This is a genomic window from Victivallis lenta (assembly GCF_009695545.1).
GTDB classification, from domain to species: domain Bacteria; phylum Verrucomicrobiota; class Lentisphaeria; order Victivallales; family Victivallaceae; genus Victivallis; species Victivallis lenta.
This window is the reverse complement of record NZ_VUNS01000017.1, coordinates 34,706-50,010: the sequence shown is the minus strand read 5'-3', so window position 1 is coordinate 50,010 and position 15,305 is coordinate 34,706. Positions and strand designations below refer to the sequence as shown.

At 63.1% G+C, this 15,305-nt stretch carries 11 protein-coding genes; 4 read left to right on the top strand and 7 right to left on the bottom strand.

Annotation, left to right across the window (positions count from 1 at the left end; all coding sequences use genetic code 11):
* Positions 1 to 12 precede the first annotated feature (12 nt).
* The 7 genes from FYJ85_RS14735 to FYJ85_RS14705 all read right to left on the bottom strand — a co-directional run bounded on the left by FYJ85_RS14735 (position 13) and on the right by FYJ85_RS14705 (position 10,295).
* Positions 13 to 1,329, bottom strand: a complete 1,317-nt coding sequence (locus tag FYJ85_RS14735; RefSeq protein WP_106054677.1) for a phosphomannomutase/phosphoglucomutase — start codon at positions 1,327 to 1,329, stop codon at positions 13 to 15.
* Positions 1,330 to 1,340: 11 nt separating this feature from the next.
* The gene (locus FYJ85_RS14730) at positions 1,341 to 2,741 is read right to left on the bottom strand and encodes an aldehyde dehydrogenase family protein (RefSeq protein WP_158704199.1); all 1,401 of its coding nucleotides are present in this window, start codon (positions 2,739 to 2,741) and stop codon (positions 1,341 to 1,343) included.
* Positions 2,738 to 3,856, bottom strand: coding sequence for an alanine racemase (gene alr, locus FYJ85_RS14725; RefSeq protein WP_154419342.1), 1,119 nt, complete (start codon positions 3,854 to 3,856; stop codon positions 2,738 to 2,740). The genes FYJ85_RS14730 and alr overlap by 4 nt, the downstream gene beginning before the upstream one ends.
* Before the next feature lie 126 nt (positions 3,857 to 3,982).
* Positions 3,983 to 5,632 carry a ribonuclease Y gene (gene rny / locus FYJ85_RS14720; protein WP_106054675.1) on the bottom strand — a complete coding sequence of 550 codons (1,650 nt, stop codon included), beginning with the start codon at positions 5,630 to 5,632 and terminating at the stop codon, positions 3,983 to 3,985.
* A gap of 62 nt (positions 5,633 to 5,694) precedes the next feature.
* Positions 5,695 to 6,252, bottom strand: coding sequence for a 5-formyltetrahydrofolate cyclo-ligase (locus FYJ85_RS14715; protein WP_154419341.1), 558 nt, complete (start codon positions 6,250 to 6,252; stop codon positions 5,695 to 5,697).
* Positions 6,245 to 7,612 carry a replication-associated recombination protein A gene (locus tag FYJ85_RS14710; RefSeq protein WP_206213215.1) on the bottom strand — a complete coding sequence of 456 codons (1,368 nt, stop codon included), beginning with the start codon at positions 7,610 to 7,612 and terminating at the stop codon, positions 6,245 to 6,247. The genes FYJ85_RS14715 and FYJ85_RS14710 overlap by 8 nt, the downstream gene beginning before the upstream one ends.
* 445 nt (positions 7,613 to 8,057) lie before the next feature.
* The gene (locus tag FYJ85_RS14705; protein ID WP_206213214.1) at positions 8,058 to 10,295 is read right to left on the bottom strand and encodes a glycoside hydrolase family 99-like domain-containing protein; all 2,238 of its coding nucleotides are present in this window, start codon (positions 10,293 to 10,295) and stop codon (positions 8,058 to 8,060) included.
* Positions 10,296 to 10,578: 283 nt separating this feature from the next.
* On the opposite strand from FYJ85_RS14705, the gene FYJ85_RS14700 reads away from it, so the two are divergent.
* From FYJ85_RS14700 to FYJ85_RS14685, 4 genes are all read left to right on the top strand, one after another.
* Positions 10,579 to 11,334, top strand: a complete 756-nt coding sequence (locus FYJ85_RS14700; protein WP_154419339.1) for an IclR family transcriptional regulator — start codon at positions 10,579 to 10,581, stop codon at positions 11,332 to 11,334.
* Positions 11,335 to 11,368: 34 nt separating this feature from the next.
* Positions 11,369 to 13,381: a DUF6259 domain-containing protein gene (locus FYJ85_RS14695; protein ID WP_154419338.1), complete on the top strand. Its 2,013-nt coding sequence runs from the start codon at positions 11,369 to 11,371 to the stop codon at positions 13,379 to 13,381.
* A 66-nt stretch (positions 13,382 to 13,447) separates the two neighbouring features.
* Positions 13,448 to 14,149, top strand: a complete 702-nt coding sequence (locus FYJ85_RS14690) for a hypothetical protein (RefSeq protein WP_154419337.1) — start codon at positions 13,448 to 13,450, stop codon at positions 14,147 to 14,149.
* A 153-nt stretch (positions 14,150 to 14,302) separates the two neighbouring features.
* Positions 14,303 to 15,298, top strand: coding sequence for a hypothetical protein (locus FYJ85_RS14685; RefSeq protein WP_154419336.1), 996 nt, complete (start codon positions 14,303 to 14,305; stop codon positions 15,296 to 15,298).
* The last annotated feature ends 7 nt before the right edge of the window (positions 15,299 to 15,305 follow it).

Sequence of the window (15,305 nt, the reverse complement as noted above, 5' to 3'; positions counted from 1 at the left end):
GGGCCGACCCATTCAGCCGCGGATCAGTTTCAACAGTTCATCCCGCTTCTCTTCCATCAACGCTTCGCTGTCCGCCTCGACGATGAGGCGGAGCAGCGGCTCGGTGTTCGAGCTGCGGACATTGAACCACCAGTTCGGATATTCAGACGAAATGCCGTCGAGCTCATACATGTTGCCGTCGGCATATTTTTTGCGGATCGCATCGAGGACCGGCTTCACATCCGCGACCGTCGAGTTGATTTCGCCCGACGAGAAATACTTGCGCAGCGGAGCGACGAGCTCGCTGACCGGCTTGCCCTTCTTGCAGACGAGGTTCGCGAGCTTGATCAGCGCCAGCCCCTGGCACTCGGCCGTGAAATTCTCCTTGAAATAGTAATGCCCCGAGAGCTCGCCCGCGAAGACCGCGTCGTTCTCACGCATCTGCGCCTTGATGAACGCATGGCCGACCCGGCTCTGGATCGCCTTGCCGCCGTTCGCGCGGATGCACTCCGGAACCGCGCGGCTGCTCCGCAGGTCGTAGAGGATCGTCGCCGGGCCGTCCGAAAGAATGTCCTGCGCGATCAGCGCCGTGAAGAGATCCATCGGGATGATTTCACCTTTGTCGTCGATGAAGCCGCAGCGGTCCGCATCACCGTCGAACGCCGCACCGAAATCGGCGCCGGCTTCGACCACTTTCGCCCGGATCGCATCGAGCGTGGCCAGATGCAGCGGGTTCGCCTCATGGTTCGGGAAAGTGCCGTCGAGCGTGTCGTAGAGCGGCACGATGTCGAAGAGGTCCGTGATTCCGCCGATCTCGTAGAGGCCCATCGCATTCGCGTAATCGACGACGACCTTCAGCTTGCGGTCCATCTTCGCAAACCTGCGCAGGAACGCGGCGTACTCCGGCCTGATGTCGTAAGTTGTGATGCGGCCCGGTTTGCCGCACTCCTTCCAGGATCTGTTTTCGACGATCTTCTGGATATCCATGATTCCGGTCGAACCCGAAATCGGCACGGCGTTCGCCCGGCAGAGCTTGAAGCCGTTCCACTCTCCCGGATTGTGGCTCGCGGTGATCATGACGCTGCCGTCCGCCTTCAGCGTGCCGTTCGCAAAGTAGCTCTGCGGCGTCGAGCACATGCCGATGTCGATCACCTCCGCTCCCTGCGCGACCATCCCTTTGGCCAGCGCCTGGAACAGCGGCTCCGAGTGCGGACGCATGTCACGGCCGACCACGACTTTCTTCGCGCCGGTGAACTCAATGTAGGCGCGGCCGATCGCCTCGGCCATGGCGGCGTCGAGATCGACCGGATAGACTCCGCGGATATCGTAGGCTTTGAAAATTCCGGACATGATGGTTCTCCTTATCTTCGGGTTATGAATTTCATGAGTTTCAGCTTCCAGCCCCGGAACGGCGGATACCGCACCGGCCAGTCGATCAGTCGCGACTGGTACATCACGGGCTTGTAATGCGTGAACGTCTCGAACGTCCGGCGCCCGTGATACGCGCCGATTCCGCTCGCGCCGACGCCGCCGAACGGCAGCTCCGGATTCACGAAGTGCATGACCACATCGTCGAACACCACGGCCCCCGAACTCGTCGCATCGAGCAGCGTGCGCCGGAAACGGCGGCTCCCGCCGAAGCAGTAGAGCGCGAGCGGCTTCGGCTTCCCTTCCAGCATCGCAAGCAGATCTTCGTCCGACCGGAAGGTCAATACCGGCAGGATCGGGCCGAAAATTTCACGCTCCATCAGAGGATCGTCCCAGCCGATCCCGTCAATCACGGTCGGCGCGATGCAGAACCGGTCCGGGTTGCGCTCGCCGCCGGCCACCAGGCGACCGTGTTCGGCCAGCTTCGCGAGCCGGGCGAACTGCTGTTCGTTGATGATCCACGGATAGTCCGGATTGTCCACCGGCTCGTCGCCGTAGAACTTCCGAATCCATCGCCGCAGCTCGACCAGAAACGGCTCTTTGAGCTCCTGCTGGATCAGCAGATAGTCCGGAGCGATGCAGGTCTGCCCCGCATTCGTGAATTTGCCCCAGGCGATCCGCTTCGCGGCGAGCCGCAGGTCGGCGCCTTTGCAGACGAGGCACGGACTTTTACCGCCGAGCTCAAGCGTGACCGGCGTCAGCTGTTCGGCGGCGCGTTCGTAGACATGCTTTCCGGCGGCCCCGCCGCCCGTGAAGAAAATATAATCGAACTTCCCATTCAGAATTTCGTCGAATTCGAGTTCCTCGTGCACGGCGATCATCTCTCCGTTCGGAAAGCACTCCGCAATCATCCAGCGCAGGAACTGCGTCGTGCGCTGCGCCTTGTCGGTCAGCTTCAGCACGACCCGGTTGCCGGCGGCAAGGGCGCCGCAGGCCGGTTCCAGCGCCAGCAGCAGCGGATAGTTCCAGGTCGCAAACACGAGCACCTGCCCGTAAGGCTCCGGCAGAATCCTGCCGCGAGCCGGAAAATTCAGCGGAGAAATCGCGCCGCGCCGCGCCTTCGCCAGAGACGGCAGTTTGCGGATCAAGTAACGCAGCACACCGCAGACCGGCAGGTATTCGGTCATCGCGGCTTCGTACTCCGACTTATGCAAATCGGCGCTCAACGCCGAAAAAACCTTGTCGCGGTGCGTCTGCAGAAAATCGAGCATATGCCGCAGCATCTCACGGCGGCGCGGCACGGAATCGCGGCCGCCGCCCCTGAAAAATTCGCGATTCGCCTCGATCGCGGTCAAGATCGCCGTCTTGCCGCCGCTGTTCCCTTCTTCCCTCACGAAAGGTAACTCCTTCCGACCCGGCTGCCGATCGAACAGAGCAGCTCGTAGGCGTGGGTTCCCTTCAACTGCGCCCACTCCTCCAGCGTAATCGTCTGGTCGCCCTGTGTGCCGACGCAGACCACTTCATCTCCCGGCTGCGCCTCCGGCACATTCTCGAGCGAAATCGTCGTATAGTCCATCGAAATGCGGCCGAGCACCGGGCAGAGCCGGCCGTTCACAAGCACGTAACCGCGGTTCGACAGCGCGAGCGGCAGCCCGTCGGCATAACCGGCCGCGATGGTGCCGACGCGGGTATCCTGCCGCAGCCGGTGCATCCGGCCATAGCCGATCGACGCCCCGGTCGGGAGAATCCGCACCGCCGCCAGCCGGGTCTTGAGTTCGACCACCGGCACGAGATGCATCGAAGGACGGACCTCCGGATCGCAATAACCGTACATGTTGATCCCGCAGCGGCAGAGCGTGAACGGCGGGCGCGTGCTCTCCGGGAAATTATTGAGCGCATCCGAAGCCGCGATATGGACGAACGGAAAGGTCATCCCCTCCGCCGCCAGTTCCGCCAGCAGCGCCTTGAAGCGGCCGAGCTGCAGCGCCGTATAGTCGTCATAACGCTGATACGCGCTCGAACAGTGGGAGTAAATGCCGACAAGCTCAAGGTTCGGCAGCGCGCGCATCGCCAGGATCTCCCGCGCCGCGGCGGCGGCCTGCATGCCGAGCCGTCCCATGCCGGAGTCGACCGTGACCGCTCCGCGGACGCGCCGGTTCTGCCGGACCGCCTCGGCGCTGATCTCCTTCGCCATGCCGAGGTCGTTGAGCGGGCAGACGATGCCGTATTCGACGGCAGGCGCGATCTCGTCCGGCAGCAGGTTCCCGAGGATCTGCACCGGCAGCCCGAGCGGGGCAAGCTCGATCGCCTCGTTGATCTCGGCGACACCGAAACAGGCGGCCCCGGCCGCCCTCACGGTCTCCGCCACGGGAAGCACGCCGAGCCCGTAGGCGTTCGCCTTCAGCACCGCCATGACGGCGGTCGGCGCGACACGCCGCCGGATCTCATTGAAATTCCCGGACAGTTTCTTTAAATCGACTTCAAGCCTGACCCGACTTTCCTGCTTCATTTTCCCTGCTCACAATCCGAAACCGGTATGAAAGACACATTAGATATCATCGGAACATACTATACACGAAAAGCGGCGGAAAAACAAGCCGAAGCATCGTTTTCCCGCCGTTTTGAACCGGAACTCTTACTTCGCGTACTCGACGGAACGGGTTTCGCGAATGATCGTGACCTTGATCTGGCCCGGATAGGTCATCTCTTTCTCGATCCGGTCGCAGATTTCCCGGGCGAGCATCTGCGCTTCGCCTTCGGCGACCTTCTCCGGAATGACCACCACGCGGATCTCGCGGCCGGCCTGCAGCGCGAAGCAGGATTCGACGCCGGAGAACTCGTGCGCGATCGATTCAAGCTGCTCAAGCCGCTTCAGGTAGAGCTCGGTCGTCTCGCTGCGCGCGCCGGGGCGCGATGCGCTCAGCGTGTCGCAGGCGCTGATCAGGATGTCGTAGAGGCTGTCCGGCTCGATCTCGCCGTGGTGCGCAGCGACGGCGTGGATGACGTCCTTCGCCTCGTTGTGCTTGCGCAGCAGATCCGCGCCGATCTGGGCGTGCGGCCCCTCTACCTCGTGGTCGATCGCCTTGCCGAGGTCGTGGAAGAGGCCGATCCGCTTCGCCTTCTGTTCGTCGAGCCCGAGCTCCGCCGCGATCATGCCCATGAAATAAGCGGTCTCGAGCGAGTGCTGCAGCACGTTCTGCGAAAAGCTGTAACGGTATTTCAGGCGGCCGAGCAGCTTCATGATCTGCGGAGAAACGCCCTGGATGCCGGTCTCGAGCACGGCGGCTTCGCCGACCTGGTAAAGCTCTTCCTCGAGCTCCTTGCCGATCTTCTTGGCCAGCTCCTCGACACGGGTCGGGTGGATGCGTCCGTCGCCGATGAGCCGCTCCATGAGCTGCCGCGCAATCTCCTTGCGCACCGGGTCGAAGCAGCTGATGACCACTGCCTCGGGCGTATCGTCGATGAGGATGCTGACGCCGGTCGCCGCCTCGATCGCGCGGATGTTGCGTCCCTCACGGCCGATGATCCGCCCCTTCATCTCGTCGCTCGGCAGCGGGATGGTCGCCGTGGTGCGCTCATACGTGCAGTCGCTCGCATAACGCTGAATCGCGTAGGTCAGAATGCGGCGCGCCTCGCGCTCGCTTTTCGCCTTCGCTTCCTCGAGCAGATTCCGGACCATGATGCCGGATTCATTCTTGATTTCGTTCTTGAGCTTCTCAAGCAGGATTCCGCGCGCCTCTTCACGCCCGAGCTGGGCGATGCGTTCGAGTTCGTCGATCTGCTGCGAAATACTCTTTGAAAGCTCCTGTTCGCGGTTCGAAAGCCGCTCCCGCAGGGTTTCGATCTCCTTTTCCTGCTTTTCGAGATTCTTGGCCTTCGCATCCATCGAATCGGCGCGGCGGTCGAGCAGCTCCTCGCGCTGGGCGAGACGCTTCTCATTGTTCGTCTGCTCGCGGCGGCGTTCCTTGATCTCCTGCTCGCAGTCCTCGCGCATCTTCAGGGTCTCGCCCTTGGCCGACACGCGGGCGTCGCGCAGGATGTGTTCGGCTTCCCGCTGCGCATCCTGCCGGATCTTGTCGGCGGCCTTGTTCGCGGAATCCTTCTGCATTTTCTGGATCCAGTTATTCAGCAGCATCCCGGCGGCGATGCCGATGAAGCAGAAAATGCAGGCCACGGCGATCAGCGCCCAGTAGGAGACATAGCCGCCTCCGGACACCAGATCGACGTTCGGCTCCGTCACCCCGATCGGCACCCGGGCTGCCGCTGCCCACAACAGATTGTTCATTATCACTTCCCTTTTTCATTGCGGGGAACCGTCTCCGCGACAGGAGCTCCCCTTTTCCATAATTAGAACGTCAGAATATCTTCTTCGGTCACCGCAAAGCCGACCATGCGGTCATGCGGCTCCCGAGGCAGACTCTCCGTCAACTGGCAGGCGTAGACGATCGCCGCGACTGCCCGGTTTTCTCCGGCGAGCAGCCGGTCGTAAAACCCGCCGCCCCGCCCGAGCCTGACGCCGCGGCGGTCACACGCAACCGCCGGCGTCAGAAACAGCATCTGCGCCAGAATGCCGGCCGGCGCGGCCGGGAGCTCCGGACGCGGTTCGAGAAGCCCGAACTTCGCCCTGACAAGCTCGCTTGCAGGATCGACGACCCCGACAAGCTCATATTGTTTCTCCTCTGCGTTGTAACGCGGAAAGTAAAACCGTTTCCCCGGCTCGCCCGGGAGTTCGCCCAGATCCGGTTCCTCCCCGTCCGAGGCGTAGAGCGCGACATGCTCCGCATCGCGCCAGCACGGCAGCCGCCGGATGTTCCGGCAGATCGCCGCATCGGCATCGCGCCGCCGCTCCGGGCTGATCGCCCGGCGCAGCGCGAGAAACCGCTCCCGCAGCTCCTTCTTATTCATTTGCGGCCGCCTCCTTCCCGTATCTCCTGAGGCTCCGCCAGTAATCGACCCGCTCTCTGATCTTCGCCTCGTAGCCGATCGCCTTCGGCTCGTAGTAACGCCGGTCCACCGACAGATAATCCTGCGCGACGAACCCGCCCGCATCGTGCGGATTCACATAACCGACGCCGTGGCCGAGCGTCTCCGCGCCTTTATAATGCGCGTCGCGCAGCGCCAGCGGAATCGGCTGGACCCGGTCCTTCGCAACATCGGCCGACGCCAGCTCGATCGCCTGCAGCGCGGCGTTGCTCTTCGGCGCGGTCGCGCAATAGGTGACCGCCTGCGACAGGATGATCCGCGCCTCCGGCAGCCCGATCATGTCGACCGCCTGCATCGCCGCCGTCGCGACCGAGAGCGCGCGCGGATCGGCATTGCCGACATCCTCGGAGGCGAAAATCACGATCCGCCGCGCGATGAAACGGATATCCTCCCCGGCGTGCAGCATCTTGGCCAGATAGTAGACCGCCGCATCGGCGTCGCTGCCGCGCATGCTTTTGATGAAGGCCGACGCGGTGTCGTAATGGCCGTCGTCGCCGTAGACGATCATCTTCTTCTGGACCGACGACTCCGCCTCGCGCAACCCGACCCGGATCACGCCGTCTTCTCCCGGCGGAGTGGTCAGCACGGCGATCTCGAGCGCGTTCAGCGTGCGCCGCGCATCGCCTTCCGACACGGAGGCGAGGAATCCGGCGGCTTCGTCCGATACCTCGACGCGGCGGCCCGGGAACGCGCGGTCGTCGGCCAGCGCCTGCGCGATGAGCCGCCGCGTCTCCTCCTCGCTGAGCGGCTGGAGCAGAAAGACCAGCGAACGCGAAAGCAGCGCCCCGATCACGTAAAACTGCGGATTGTGGGTGGTCGCCCCGATCAGGCGGACATTGCCGTTCTCGACGTCCGGCAGGAGGGAATCCTGCTGAGAGCGGCTGAAGCGGTGGATCTCATCCACGAAAAGAATGGTTTTGCGCCCGCTGATCCGGCGGCGGGTCACCGCCCCGGCGATCGCCTTGCGCACGTCTGCCACGCTCGAAGTGACTCCCGAAAGCCGGACGAACTCCGAATTGCTGAGACGGGCCACGACTTCGGCAAGGCTGGTCTTGCCGGTTCCGGGAGGGCCGGAGAGGATGATCGAGCTGAACCGGTCCGCATCGATCGCGCGCCGGAGCAGCTGCCCCTCGCCGAGCAGATGGGTCTGGCCGATGTATTCGGAGAGCTTGCGCGGGCGAAGACGCGCCGCGAGCGGCATATCCGCGCCCGGGGCCGCAGCCGGCTCCGCGGCGGACGCCGCCTCTTCCGTCTCATCCAGATTGAACAGATTCTCTTCCATCCCGCAATTCCCGTATCCATGACAATATCGTCGGAGAATCGCAAGACGCATTCGGCCAGATCAGATAATCATGAGAAAAACACCGTTCCATCCCTCCCGCCGGAGTTCCGGCGGATATGTCCGGCACATATCTCCCATACGGTCCGGCACTCCTCCGGCAAAAGAGAGAGCGCCTATGTCAAGGCGGATCAGAGGCCCGCCGCAACCCTATCATCATGCTCCGACCGCGGCGACCGCGATCTCACACCAGTCAACGTCTTCCCCGCGCGGCCCCGGCAAAGCGGCGCCGCTATCATAAAAGCGCATTTTCAGCACTGCTAATATTATAGCACAAAAGGCAAGGTTTTGAAATAGCCATTCTCCGTTTTGTCTCAAAAAAACGGAAAATTTACGCCGTTCCGGCGCGAGGGCGGCAAAGAGCCGCCTTCCGCGTCCGAAACCGGTTTTATTCGAGCTCCATTCCGGAAATCCGGAACTCCGCGCCGGAAGCGGCCTCGAAACGCACGCCGAGCCGGGTCGCGATCGTCGGCGCATCCGGGTCCGAAGCGACCGGGATGCGGTATTCTCGCTCCACGCCGTCGGCGACGATTTCGACCGGAGCGGAGCCGTTCCGCCAGTTGCAGCTGTAAGTGCTGAACCAGAGTACGCGCACCGCCGCCTTCCCTTCCGGCGCGGCCGCCGCCAGCTTCAGCGTCAGGGACGAGTGCTTCCAGGTCCGGCAGAGGTCGCGCGGCACCGAAATCATCGTCCTCGCTCCGCGCAGGTCGAGCTCCAGCGAGCCCGAAACCGGCGTCCGGACCGCTTCTCCGTGCCACCCCTGCGCCCCGTCCGCGAAGTTCCACTTCGTCCGCCGCGTCTCTTCGGGGTTGCGGAACTGCCGCGCCGTCCGCCCGACGTCCTCCGGCCCGTACCAGAGCGGCCAGCCGCCGGCCGGTTCCTTTGCAAACGTTTTGCGGAGCGCCTCGTACATGCCGAAGCCGAACTCCGTGTTCGGTTCAGCATACGACCCTTCCCCCCACTCGTTCAGAGGAGCGACCAGCAGCCGCCTGATGCCGGTCCGCTCCGCAAAGGCGCGCGCATCGGCGCAGATCTTCTCGAAGGCCGCAACCGTACGGCCCGGAATCGAACAGCCGGCGCAGCCGTGCCACGGCCGGTCGTCCCAGCCGGTCGACAGATTCGGCAGGAACGGCAGGATGCCGGTTTCGTACAGCGCCTCCCAGTGGTCGGCGTTCGTGGCGGCGACGTCGTCGAAGTGGTAGAAATACTGGTTCACGCCGCGGCCGCCGGACTCCATATAGTGGTAAATCGACGTGCAGTCGAAGCCGACCTCCCTGATCTTGCCGATGATTTCGGGCGAGGTACCGGCCTCCGGCCACTTCATGTCGATGAAGTAGATGCCGGGGTAGCCGGCCTTGCGCGCCATCTCCTGCGACAGTTCGAGCAGCTTCGTCGAAGCGCCTTCGCCGAGGTCGCGGTCCATATTCTCCCACATCCAGACCATGACCACGGGCTTGCCGTCGATCCTGTAGTAGCCCGGCGTGTTGAAGTAGTGATCGATCCAGTGCTGCGTGACGTTGATCTGGTCCTGCACCGAGTGCGTGCCGGGCGGATTGTGGTTCGCCCACATCATCGCCCACTTGATCTGCGACTTGTAGCGCGACTTCTCGTAGCCGTCCAGCCATTCGTGAAGCCCCATCCGGCCCGCGCTCCAGTACCAGTCGACCAGCAGGAATTTGATGCCGCACTCGACCGCCCACTTGATCTGCCAGTCGACCAGCTCGGGGTCGCCTTCCTGGTAGTAGCCGAGCAGCGGACGGCGCTCCGGCGCGGTCTCGATGATCGTATCCCACCGGCCGGTGCTGGTCCAGCCCGGGAAGTAGAGCGCGCCGAGCTCGATGTCGCCGGTGTCGGCCGGCGTCGGCTCCGGCACGTAATCGGCCTTCGGCAGCCCGAGGTCCGGCAGAAACTCAAGCGTGCCGCGATACGCCTCCGCCGGGGCGTTCGTCCCCTTCAGGCGGATGGCAAACTCCCCTTTGACCGGAGCGTCGGCTTCCAGCGGAAACCGGCCGTTGCAGCAGTCGTTCGCACCGATGGGCGGCAGCTTCCGCCACGCCTCATCCTGCGCGGCGACCCGGACGCCCGGCGGAAGCGTCAGCTCCGCAATCTCAAGGTCGCGGGAGCCCTCCCCGCCCTGGTTCTCGAGGCTGACCACAAACTCGCGCGGCCCCTGCCCGATCCGGTTGAACGCCTCGCCCATCCCGGCCCAGTGGAAGCGGATGGAGGGCTCGCCTTCCGGAAGATCCGAAAAACGCATGGATCTGATTTTCACCTCCGCACCCGGCGCATCGGTCGGAAGAAGGTGGGTCGCGTAAATTTCCGCATCGTCCGGGTCGACATTGCCGAGGTCGAGGTTGTAACGGTGGAATTTCCCGTCGGCGATCAGCATGATGCGCCGGCCGGTCCGCTCCCACCAGACCCCGTGCAGAAAAAGCTCCGCGCTCTCGCCGCCGCAGGCGGCCATTTCGACGATCAGGTATTTCCCGGTCGGATGCAGCGCTCCGGCCCGGCACGCCAGACGCGGCGCCTCCGCCGTCGTCACGATCCGCACCGTACCGTCCGCCGTCAGCGACGCTCCGGGATACGGTTCAAAGCAGTCCAGAAGTTCCCGCCCGCTCCAAGTCATTGCATTCTCCTGCATAAAGCACCCTCGAATGATTATTTTTCCGCCCGCGCCCGTCCCGGACGCAGGCTGCTTACGAAGTTAAGGTAACAAGTTAATTCCCGAATGCAAATCCCGGATCCCGAAAAAATCCGTCTTTTTCGCGCCGCACTCCGTTCCGCATTAAAATTCACATGGCGAATCCGGACTTTTTATCCGCCGATTCTCCTGCAGCGCGGCTTGACATTCCCCGCATCTTCATCCATAATATATCGTAAAACAGCAATTAAAATTCTTATTGTGAATCATGATCAAGGTCCTGCAGAAAACATTCGACGTTCTCGAGTATGCCGCGAACAGTCCGCACCCGGTCCTGCCGGGAGAAACGGCCGAAGCGCTCGGGCTCCCGCAGCCGACGGCGGCCCGGATTCTCCGCGACCTCGCCGAGCTCGGCTATCTCGAGCAGCCGGGTCCGCGCAAGGGCTACCGGCTCGGGCCGGTCCCGTACCACCTTGCCGGGGGGCGGCTCTACGACGACGAATTCCTGCGTTTCGTCACCGCCGCCGTAAAGGAGTGCGCCCGCAGCATCGGCCAATCCGTCCTGTTCGCCGTCCGCCGCCGCGGCTGCCGCTACATCCTCTGCCACAGCAACTTCAATCCGCGGTTCTATATCGACACCGCCCGCATCCGGTTCCGCGACCTCTATGCGACCGGCAGCGGCCGCATCCTGCTCGCCTTCACTCCCGAAGCGGAGCTCGGGGAGCTGATCGGCGAACTCGGGCTCCCCTCCGCATCCGTCTGGCCCGAGGCGGCGGCGGGGCGGGAACAGCTGCTCCGCTGCCTCGGGCGCATCCGCACCGCCCGCGAAGTCGAAATTTCCCGGAGCGGCTGCGGCAATTTCCACGTCTACGCCCGGCCCGTTTTCCGCCGCCGCGCCTTCGCCGGAACCGTCGCCGCCAACTGGAACGTCGATACAGACGGCAACACCTCCGAGACATACAAACGAACCATCTCCGAGCTTGCCGCCCGCCTCTCCGAACCGCCCAGGCTCGTCACCGGCTGAATCGTCTTTTCATCCATAATCGGGAGAATCCGCCATGCATGTACTGACAAACGGAAAAGTTGAGATCTCGTTCGACGAACAGGCGAATCCGGTATCGCTCCGGAATCTCGCCACCGGGCGGGAGTGGTGCTCCGGCAACTGCGGGAGCCTCTGGCGCATCATCTTCGAACAGGGTATCGTCCAGGAGGCCGAGGCGCTGCCGGACCGGTCCCGGATCGAAGTCGAACCGGAGGCCGGAACGCTGCGCATCCGTTACGGCGGAGCGGCGGCCGAAAACGGAACGCTCGACTTCCGCGTCGAAGTCGTCATCCGCCTCGACGGCGAACAGATCTGTTTCGACGCCAGGCTCGAGAACCGGACGGCGAACGCCGTGCTGCGCGAATTCCAGTTTCCGCTGATCGCCGGCCTCGCGCTGCGCCCGGAGACCGCGCTCGTCACCGGCCAGGTCTGCGACGGCTTCCGTTATCCGGACATCCCCGCCCTGCTCGATGCCTCCCACACCGGTTATATGGCACAGGACAACAAAGCGGTCGAATTCGGCTGTCTCTACCCCGGCCTGACCGCCGTGAACTGCTTTCTGCTGGCCGAAGCGCACGACACGCTCGGTTTCATGAGTTTCGACCCGACCTTCCAGAATACGCTGCACCTTCTGCGCAGATGCGGCGGCGCCGTCGGCGCGGTTCTCGTGAAATATCCGTTCCTGCGTCCCGGCGAAAGCGCCGAGGTCGCCGGATACCGCCTCTGTCCCGTCTCCGGCGACTGGCACCGCGCCGCCGATCTCTACCGCGCCTGGTGCGACGGCTGGATCGAAATTCCCGAAAAGCCCGAATCCGTCCGCCGCATGAACGGCTGGCACCGTCTCATCCTGCGCCACCAGTACGGCCGGCAGCTCTTCCACTACCGCGACCTGCCGGACATCCTGAAATCCGGGCTGGCGGCCGGCATCGACACGCTTTTCCTGTTCGGCTGGCATGCGGGAGGCCACGACTCCTGTTACCCCGAATACGATTTCGCCGAAGACGAGGGCGGCCATGACGAACTGAAAAAGCAGATCGCCGCCTTTCAGGCCGGAGGCGGCCATGTCATCCTTTATTATAACGGCCAGCTGATCGACACGGCGACCCGATTTTACGAAACCGCCGGAAAACGGGTTTCGGTCAAGCTCCCGTCCGGCCGCGAGCATATGGAGGTCTATCCGTTCGGCGGCGACGGAACGGCGCTCCGGCAATTCGGCAGCAAGGTGTTCGTCACCGCCTGTCCCGGCAGCGGCGAATGGCTCGAAATTCTCAAGGGACTGGTCGACAAAGCGACGGAACTCGGCTGCTCCGGCGTGTTCTTCGACCAGCTCGGCTACCGGTCGGTGCCGTGCTGCGACCCGGCGCACGGCCACCGGGTACCGTTCATGACCGCCGGTGCCGCCAAGGCGGAGATGGTGAAGCAGTTGCGCGCATATGTCAAAAGCCGCAATCCGGAGATGAGTTTCGGGATCGAATGGTTCAATGACGTCACCGGTTTCCACGCCGACTATATCCACAACATTTTCGACAGCGGCAATCCGTTCCACTGCCCGGAATTCGTCCGTTACCTTTTCCCGGAACTGGTCACCACCGACCGCTGCATCCGCGACGACCGCGACATCGAGCGCCGGGTCAACCTCGCGATCCGCCTCGGACTCCGCAGCGACGTCGAAATCTACCGTTGCCGCGCGCTCATCGACGAAACGCCGCATTACAAGGAGTACCTGACCCGGGCGAACGCATTCCGCGAACGCAACCGCGCGCTGATCCTCGACGGGCGTTTCCGCGACACCGTCGGCGCAAGCTGCGACAATCCGAAGGTCGGCTTCGCCGTATTCGAAGCCGGCAGGCGGTGCGGCGTCATCCTGACCGGCGGCTCGACGGCGGAACGGGCGGAAGTGACCGTGCCGGGCGGCCGCTTCACCGGCTTCGACCGGATCTCCGGCGGCGAAGCGAAGGCGCTTTCGCCATCCCGGATTCTGGCCGACCTGCCGCCTCTCTCTCTGATTCTGCTGATATTTGAACGGTAATCACCCAAAGGAGACTTGAAAAATCCCCGCTCCTGCGCTATACTTAATCTGAAGGCAGGGGAGTGTATGAAACGATATATAGCCGTCCTTTCCGCAATGATATTGGCGCTCCCGCTCGGAGCGCTCGAAAAAAAACCGGTGGAGAAGATCGATCTGGACCAGCTGATCGAGGAGACGCTGCTCGACGTTTCGCGCAGCAAGGATCATATTGCCTTCGTCTGGTACATCCCGAACGAGTACTGGAATGCGGTCATCAGCCAGAATCCCGAGATGAACCAGATCGAAAAGGTGCAGGCCAGACTAACCATGAACACGCTGTCGGTGGTCGCTGTGATTCAGGGCGACGTCTCCCCGGTCGGGCCGGTCCGCTACTATGAACGGGTTTATCTGCAGGAGACGGCGAAATTCCACCGGGTCGACGCCGAAGGGAAGAAGCATGAGCTGTTCCCGCACAAGACCATTGCCGGCGACGTGAAGAACCTGCTCGACTCCATCGCCCCGGCGCTCGGAGCTTCGGTCGGGGCGCTCGGCGACAATCTGCAGTTTTTCGTATTCAACGACCTCTCCGACGGCGGCAAACGGATTCTCGACCCTTACCAGCCCGGCGGCCTCCAGGTCGATCTGAAGCGCAAAAACAACCAGCCGCTCCAGGCGAAGATCGAGTTCCCGCTCAATTCGCTCTATGTGCCGCGCCGCTGCCCGAACGGGAAACCGGCCCACGTCAGCTGGAAATTCTGCCCGTGGACCGGTGCGAAACTGCCGGAATAGCGCGCCGCGGCCGGAACGCTCCCGCGTCCGTCCGGTTTCGTTCCGGGAGATAAATTCTTTGCTGAATTTTCCGTTTCACCCTTGACAATCCGTCCGGTTTGCGTCATAATATTGCTATAACGTTATAGATTATCCTATACCGGAGGTGATGCGATGAGACTGAACACTTTGATCCTCGGCGGGCTCCTTCTCGCCGCCCTGTCGGGATGCCGTTCTTCCTGGAGCAAAAGCGAACAGATCATGTTCCGCACGCCGCAGGCGGATATCGCGATGCTGAACCCGGCCGAAATCCGGCGGGAACCGCATAACTGCCGCTTTTCCGGCGCGGGCTGGTTCACCCGGCTCGAACCGAAGGCCGTCGCGCAGAACCTGATCCACGACTGGACGATCATCGAGGAGATTCCGGGCTTTGCCGCATTCGGACTCCCGGAGGAGTTCGAAGAGCCGATTCCCCTCGGGGAGAATCCGGATGGGACGCTCCGCATGCTCCGCATCGGCGTCGGGGAAATCAAACGCCGGCCGGACCAGGTGTTCCTCGATGAACTGCAGAAACCCCTGCCGTGGGAGGTCGCCGTTTTCGGCACGCATGACCGCCGGATCATCCAGATGCGCCAGAACGCCCCCGGCCGTTACCGGCTGGTCAAGCGCATCCGCTTCCCGGGACAGAACCGGGTCCGGATCGAGGGGGAGCTCGTGAATCTCGGCCGAACGGAGCTCCGCACCCCGGTGCTGCTGCATCCGTTCTACCGCGTATTCGGCACACAGGAGAAGCCGATCAAAAAGAACGGGACATCCGAATTCGACATGGACCCGGCCAGACCGCCGTACCTTGATGTCGAGACCCACTGGTACAAGTTTGCCGACACGCCCGATTTCGACAGTGAAAATGCGCTGCCGCTGCCGATTCCCGAGGGAGAGTTCAGCCGGGACATGTCCCTGGAACAGCCGGTCTCCGGCAAATGGCTCGTCGCCGGCAGCGCGCTTCCGGGGGCGGCCATCCGCTGTGACCGGCCGATCAGCCGGCTCGTGTTCTGGCACCAGAACAACAGTCTCGGACACAGTTTTTCGGTCGAACCATCATTCGAACTCGTCGCCGCGCCCGGCGAACGCGTTTTCTGGCAATGGGACATCGTTCTGCCCAGTCATTGATCACCAC

What these genes read in the sequence shown, in the direction of transcription:
- FYJ85_RS14690 (WP_154419337.1), top strand. Translation starts at nt 13,448, where the DNA reads ATGAAACGATATATAGCCGTCCTTTCCGCAATGATATTGGCGCTCCCG.
- FYJ85_RS14715 (WP_154419341.1), bottom strand. Translation starts at nt 6,252, where the DNA reads ATGAATAAGAAGGAGCTGCGGGAGCGGTTTCTCGCGCTGCGCCGGGCG.
- FYJ85_RS14710 (WP_206213215.1), bottom strand. Translation starts at nt 7,612, where the DNA reads ATGGAAGAGAATCTGTTCAATCTGGATGAGACGGAAGAGGCGGCGTCC.
- FYJ85_RS14700 (WP_154419339.1), top strand. Translation starts at nt 10,579, where the DNA reads ATGATCAAGGTCCTGCAGAAAACATTCGACGTTCTCGAGTATGCCGCG.
- rny (WP_106054675.1), bottom strand. Translation starts at nt 5,632, where the DNA reads ATGAACAATCTGTTGTGGGCAGCGGCAGCCCGGGTGCCGATCGGGGTG.
- FYJ85_RS14685 (WP_154419336.1), top strand. Translation starts at nt 14,303, where the DNA reads ATGAGACTGAACACTTTGATCCTCGGCGGGCTCCTTCTCGCCGCCCTG.
- FYJ85_RS14695 (WP_154419338.1), top strand. Translation starts at nt 11,369, where the DNA reads ATGCATGTACTGACAAACGGAAAAGTTGAGATCTCGTTCGACGAACAG.
- alr (WP_154419342.1), bottom strand. Translation starts at nt 3,856, where the DNA reads ATGAAGCAGGAAAGTCGGGTCAGGCTTGAAGTCGATTTAAAGAAACTG.
- FYJ85_RS14735 (WP_106054677.1), bottom strand. Translation starts at nt 1,329, where the DNA reads ATGTCCGGAATTTTCAAAGCCTACGATATCCGCGGAGTCTATCCGGTC.
- FYJ85_RS14705 (WP_206213214.1), bottom strand. Translation starts at nt 10,295, where the DNA reads ATGACTTGGAGCGGGCGGGAACTTCTGGACTGCTTTGAACCGTATCCC.